Raw genomic sequence first — 4,927 nt, forward strand, 5'->3', positions numbered from 1 at the left:
GCGTCCTCCCTGCCGGGCACGCGCCCGGCGGCGGCGGTGAGCAGCCCCAGCCCGACGGCCACCAGCAGCGCCAGGGGGGCGACGAACTGCTGGGCGTCCCTGAACACCGCGAACCCGCCCCACACCCCCACCAGCCAGGCGAGCACGTCCCTGCCCGCCTCGGTCACCCCCAGGCCCGCGATCCCGAACCCGGCCGCCGCCGCGACCGCCAGCCCCTTCCGGTACGCCGGACCTCCGGCGCCCCTCGGCAGGCACGCGAACGCCACCACGCCCACCAGGGCGAGCGCGAGCCTGGCCGCCGCGCCCAGCGGCGTCTCGTAGCCGGCGGGCACCGCGTTGGCGTTCCAGATGCCGCCGAGCGAGAGGAGGCTCCCCACGGCGCCGAAGGGCGTGTCGGCCCGCGCCGCGAAAGCCTCCACCCCCACCCGGTCCCCGCTCACCGCGTGCGGCCGGAGCATCGCGGGCACCAGCCACGGCAGACTGAACGCCACCAGCAGCGCCGCCACCCGGACCGTCCCGGCCACCCGCCCCGTCCCGGCCACCCGCTCCGCGCCATCCCGGCCGTGGCGGAGGGCGGCGATCGGGAGGGCCGTCAGCGCCGTGATCGTCATGGCGGCGAAACCGCCCACAGCGGCGGGCAGCATCGCCAGAGCCGTCCGCCGCCCCGACGACACCGCGCCCACCACCCACGGCAGCCCCGCGTACCCGAGCAGCAGCGCCCACTGCCCCATCAGCAGCCGCTCGGCCACGTACGGGTTCCACACGTAGAACGCCCCCGCCACCAGCCGGGGCGCCGGCGCCTGCGACGGCACGAGGAGCGCGGCCCCGGAGCACCCCAGCGCGAAGACGCCGAGGAGGAGCGTCTTCTGCACCAGTTCCCCGGGCAGCACCGACGACAGGGCCGTCACCACGGCGTCGCTGGGCACCACCCGCGGCGCGCCCCCGGCCAGCCCGAAGGTGAAGCGGGAGAACGCCGGATCCGGCACGAACACCATGTCCTGCACCAGGACGAAGCCCCATCCCAGGGCGGGCCCGAGCGCGAGGCAGCCCAGGGCGAGGCCGAGCAGTGCGGCGATCAGCCCGGCTCGGGTGGTCCGAGACATCCCGCTATGACATCACAACCACACAACGGTCATTCCGCCTGAACCCCCATCAGTTACGCTTCCGGGCAGAGAGGGGCCGGTGGCGACGAGCGAGGAAACGGTGGGAACGCGCCTGAAGCAACGCGGAGACGCGGTCCTGGCGGCGGCCATCGTGATGATCGCCGTCCAGCTGGTCTGGAAGTTCGACCTGGTGAGACGGACGTACTTCCGCCAGGACGACTTCACGTTCATCGCCCGCGGGCTGGAGCGCGAGCTGTCCTGGGACTACCTCATGCGGGTCGACTACGGGCACCTGATGCCGGGGCCGTTCGCGATCCAGTGGGCGATGGGCCGTCTCGGCGTCTACAACGACGTGCTGGCCCACGCCGTCACGATCGGCCTGCTGGCCGGGGCCGGGCTGGCGCTGCTGCGGCTGCTGAACCTGCTGTTCGGGCCGCGCCCGGCCATCCTGGTGCCGCTGGCGTTCTACCTGCTGACGCCGCTGACGATCTCGTCGCTGTCGTGGTGGGCGGTGGTGATCGAGACGCTGCCGTTCCAGATCGCGCTGCCGATGGCGCTGAGCTCGCAGGTCCTCTACGCCAGGACCGGGCGTTTCCGGCACGCGCTGGCCACGGCGGGGTGGACGGTCTTCGCCATGGCGTTCTTCGTCAAGGCGCCGTTCATCCTGCTGCTGGCGTTCGTGCTGACCGTCGGCTGGTTCCCGCGTGCCCGCCGCCTGCCCGCCTGGATCCTCTACGCCGGCGTGATCGCGGTCTACGCGGTGATCTTCTTCCGCCAGTTCTTCACGTCCGTGCAGCTCACCAACGACACGGTACGGCCGGCGCTGCCCGACCCGGTCGTCGCCCTGAGCTTCGCCTGGAAGCTGCTGAGCGCCGCGCTGGTGCCCGCGGCTCTGGGCGGGCCGTGGCGGTGGCACCCGATCACCGAGGACTACGCGATCGCGGCGGTTCCCCCGGCGGCGGCCTGGGCGGCCCTCGGCGTCGCGGTGGTCGCGGTGGCGGTGTCGGTGATCTACCGGCGGCGGGCCTGGCTGGCATGGCTGACGCTGCTGGCGTACTTCGCGCTGGCCGACGTGGTGCCCGTCATGATCGGGCGCGTCGTGCAGCTCGGCCCCGACCTCGGCGGCTCGGAGCTGAGGTACGTCTCTCCCACGGCCGTCGTGCTGGCCGTGGCGATCGGGCTGGCGTTCATCCCGCTGCGGGGCGAGGAACGGCCCTGGCTGCGCGGACGGCCCAGGCTGACCGGTCTGAGGCACGCCTGGATCCCGCTGGCGGCCGGGGTCGCGGCCGGCTCGGTGTGGTCGGTCGCCGCCTACACCCGCCTGCCGCTCGGCGACCATGTCAAGAGCTACGTCGAGACCGGCAGGCTGGCACTCCAGCGGGCGCCGGAGCGCGCCGTCATCCTCGACACCCACGTCCCGGACAAGGTCGTGGCACCGTTCTTCTTCTACGACTACGCGCTCGCCTCCAAGGTGCTCGGCCCGATCGCGCCCCGGCCGGTGACCTGGACCAGGCGGCTGACCGGCCCGCTGCCGAACCCGCTGGTCTTCGACCCGGAGGGCCGCCTGCGCCCGGTGAACATCGAGGGCCTCACCATCCCGCAGCGGGGCGGCTGCACGCCGGTCTCGGCTCAGGAGGTGCGCTTCCCCCTGCCGCTGCCCATGCCCGACGGCGAGTGGACGGTGCAGGTCGGCTACCTCAACCCGACGGCCGCCACCCTCGCCGTACGGGTGGGGGGCGGGCAGGCGGTGACGGTCCAGGCCGGCAAGGACTTCGGCTGGACGTTCGCCACGGTCAGGGGGAGCGGTGGCGAACTGGGCATCCGGACGGTGGACGGCCGCACGGCGTGCGTCGGCGAGATCAAGGCCGGCGTCCCGCGCCCCGCCAGGAACGCCACGCCGACCCCGCTCCAGCCCGTCAGCCCGTGACTTCCGCACGGCGGCTATCGCCCCGTAAGGGGCCGGGCCGGAGCCCGGCCCCCGCCGCTCACTTGCCCGGCTCGGGGTCCCGCGGCAGGCCGAGCAGGCGCTCGGCGATGATGTTGAGCTGTACTTCAGTCGTGCCGCCGTAGATGGTCATCGCCCGCGTGGCCAGGACGGCCCGGTTCCAGTAGCCCGCGTCGCCGAGCTTCATGTCGGCGGCCACCACGGCGGACGCGCCCAGCAGGCCGACCGCGGCCTCCGCGACGTGCTGGGCGTGCGAGGTGGACAGCAGCTTGCGCACGGAGGCGTCCGCGCCCGGCTCGGCCCCGGCGAGCTGCTTGAGCGTGACCCGCAGGGACAGCGCGTTGATCGAGTGCCCCTCGCAGACCACCTCGGCGAGCTGCCCCGCCTCGACCGGCGTGAGCTCCCGGCCGAGCCGCCCGACCAGTCCCAGCAGGTCGGGCACCGACGAGCCGGTGCTGCCCGAGCCGGAGGAGAGCGAGACGCGCTCGTTCGACAGGGTGTTGCGCGCCACCTTCCAGCCTTGGCCGACCTCGCCGACGACCAGGTCGTCCGGCACGAACACGTCGTCGAGGAAGACCTCGTTGAACAGGTTCTCGCCGGTCATCTCGGTCAGCGGCCGGACCGTGACGCCGGGAGCCTTCATGTCGACGAGGAAGTAGGTGATGCCCTCGTGCTTGGAGCCCTCGGAGGAGTTGCGGGCGATGCAGATGCCCCACTCGGCGAGGTGGGCGACGGAGGTCCAGATCTTCTGGCCGTTGAGCCTCCAGCCGCCCTCCACCTGCTCGGCCTTCATCTGCAGCGAGGCCAGGTCGGAGCCGGCGCCGGGCTCGGAGAAGAGCTGGCACCAGACCATCTCGCCGCTGAGCGTCTTGGGCAGGAAGCGCTCCTGCTGCTCCGGCGTGCCGTACGAGACGACGGACGGCACCACCCACGCACCGATGATCATCGCGGGGAGCTTGACCCGCGCGGCCTTCAGCTCCTGCGCGATCAGCACCTGCTCCAGCGGCGAAGCGGCGCGGCCCCACGGCCTGGGCAGATGCGGCATGACGAACCCGGCGGCGGCCAGCGCCCGCCTCTGCTCCACACCCTCCAGAGCCTTGATCTCGGCGATCTCCGCGCGGATGGACTCGCGCAGCGGCTCGGCGTCCTCGGGCAGGTCGATCCGCATCTCCCGCGTGACGCCCTGCAGGGCCAGCGCGGTGACGGTCGCCGCCCACCCGGCCGAGGAGCCGAGCAGCGCGCGGAGCGTCAGCGCGCGCCGGTAGTAGAGGTGGACGTCGTGCTCGAAGGTGTAGCCGATGCCGCCGAAGGTCTGGATCGCGTCCTTGGCGCACTGGACGGCCGCGTCCGGGGCCACGACCGCGGCGACCGCGGCGGCGTACTCCAGCTCGCGGCCCTCGGCGCGGGTGGCGTCCCAGACGGTGGCGCGGGCCTGTTCGAGCGCGACCAGCATCCGGGAGAGCTTGTGCTTGATGCCCTGGAACTGGCCGATCGGGCGGCCGAACTGGACCCGTACCTTGGCGTACTCGGCCGCCATCCGGACGCACCACGACGCCAGCCCGGCCGCCTCGGCGCCCAGCAGGACGGCGGCCAGGTTGAGCACGTCGGGCCGCTCGACCCCGTCCAGCACGCGGTCCTCGGGCACGGTCACCTCGGAGAGCTCCACCTTCGCCACCGACCGGGTCAGGTCGAGCGACTTCAGGGAGGTGACCGTGGCGGCGGAGGCGTCGAGCGCGACCCACTCCTCACCCTCGGCGGTGGACACGGGCAGCACCAGCACACCGGCGAGGGCGGCGCCCAGCACCGGCTCGGCCGTGCCGGAGACGACGAGGGCGCCGTCGGCGCCGCGCGCGCCGGTCAGCGCGCCGGTCAGCGCCAC

Annotated in this window: 3 protein-coding genes; 1 reads left to right on the top strand and 2 read right to left on the bottom strand. The window is 73.5% G+C overall.

What is annotated here, in order from left to right; all coding sequences use genetic code 11:
• Positions 1-1,103: MmpA family trehalose lipid delivery protein (locus DQW85_RS27640; RefSeq protein ID WP_476703620.1), on the bottom strand; the 1,103-nt coding region annotated here is incomplete at its 3' end.
• 100 nt (positions 1,104-1,203) lie between these two features.
• Here DQW85_RS27640 and DQW85_RS27645 point away from each other — a divergent pair.
• The gene (locus tag DQW85_RS27645) at positions 1,204-3,030 is read left to right on the top strand and encodes a hypothetical protein (protein WP_113702832.1); all 1,827 of its coding nucleotides are present in this window, start codon (positions 1,204-1,206) and stop codon (positions 3,028-3,030) included.
• Positions 3,031-3,088: 58 nt separating this feature from the next.
• On the opposite strand, the gene DQW85_RS27650 is transcribed toward DQW85_RS27645, so the two are convergent.
• On the bottom strand, positions 3,089-4,927 hold a 1,839-nt coding region (locus tag DQW85_RS27650), incomplete at its 5' end, for an acyl-CoA dehydrogenase family protein (protein ID WP_113702833.1).

This window comes from Nonomuraea lactucae (assembly GCF_003313395.1).
Classification (GTDB): Bacteria; Actinomycetota; Actinomycetes; order Streptosporangiales; family Streptosporangiaceae; genus Nonomuraea; species Nonomuraea lactucae.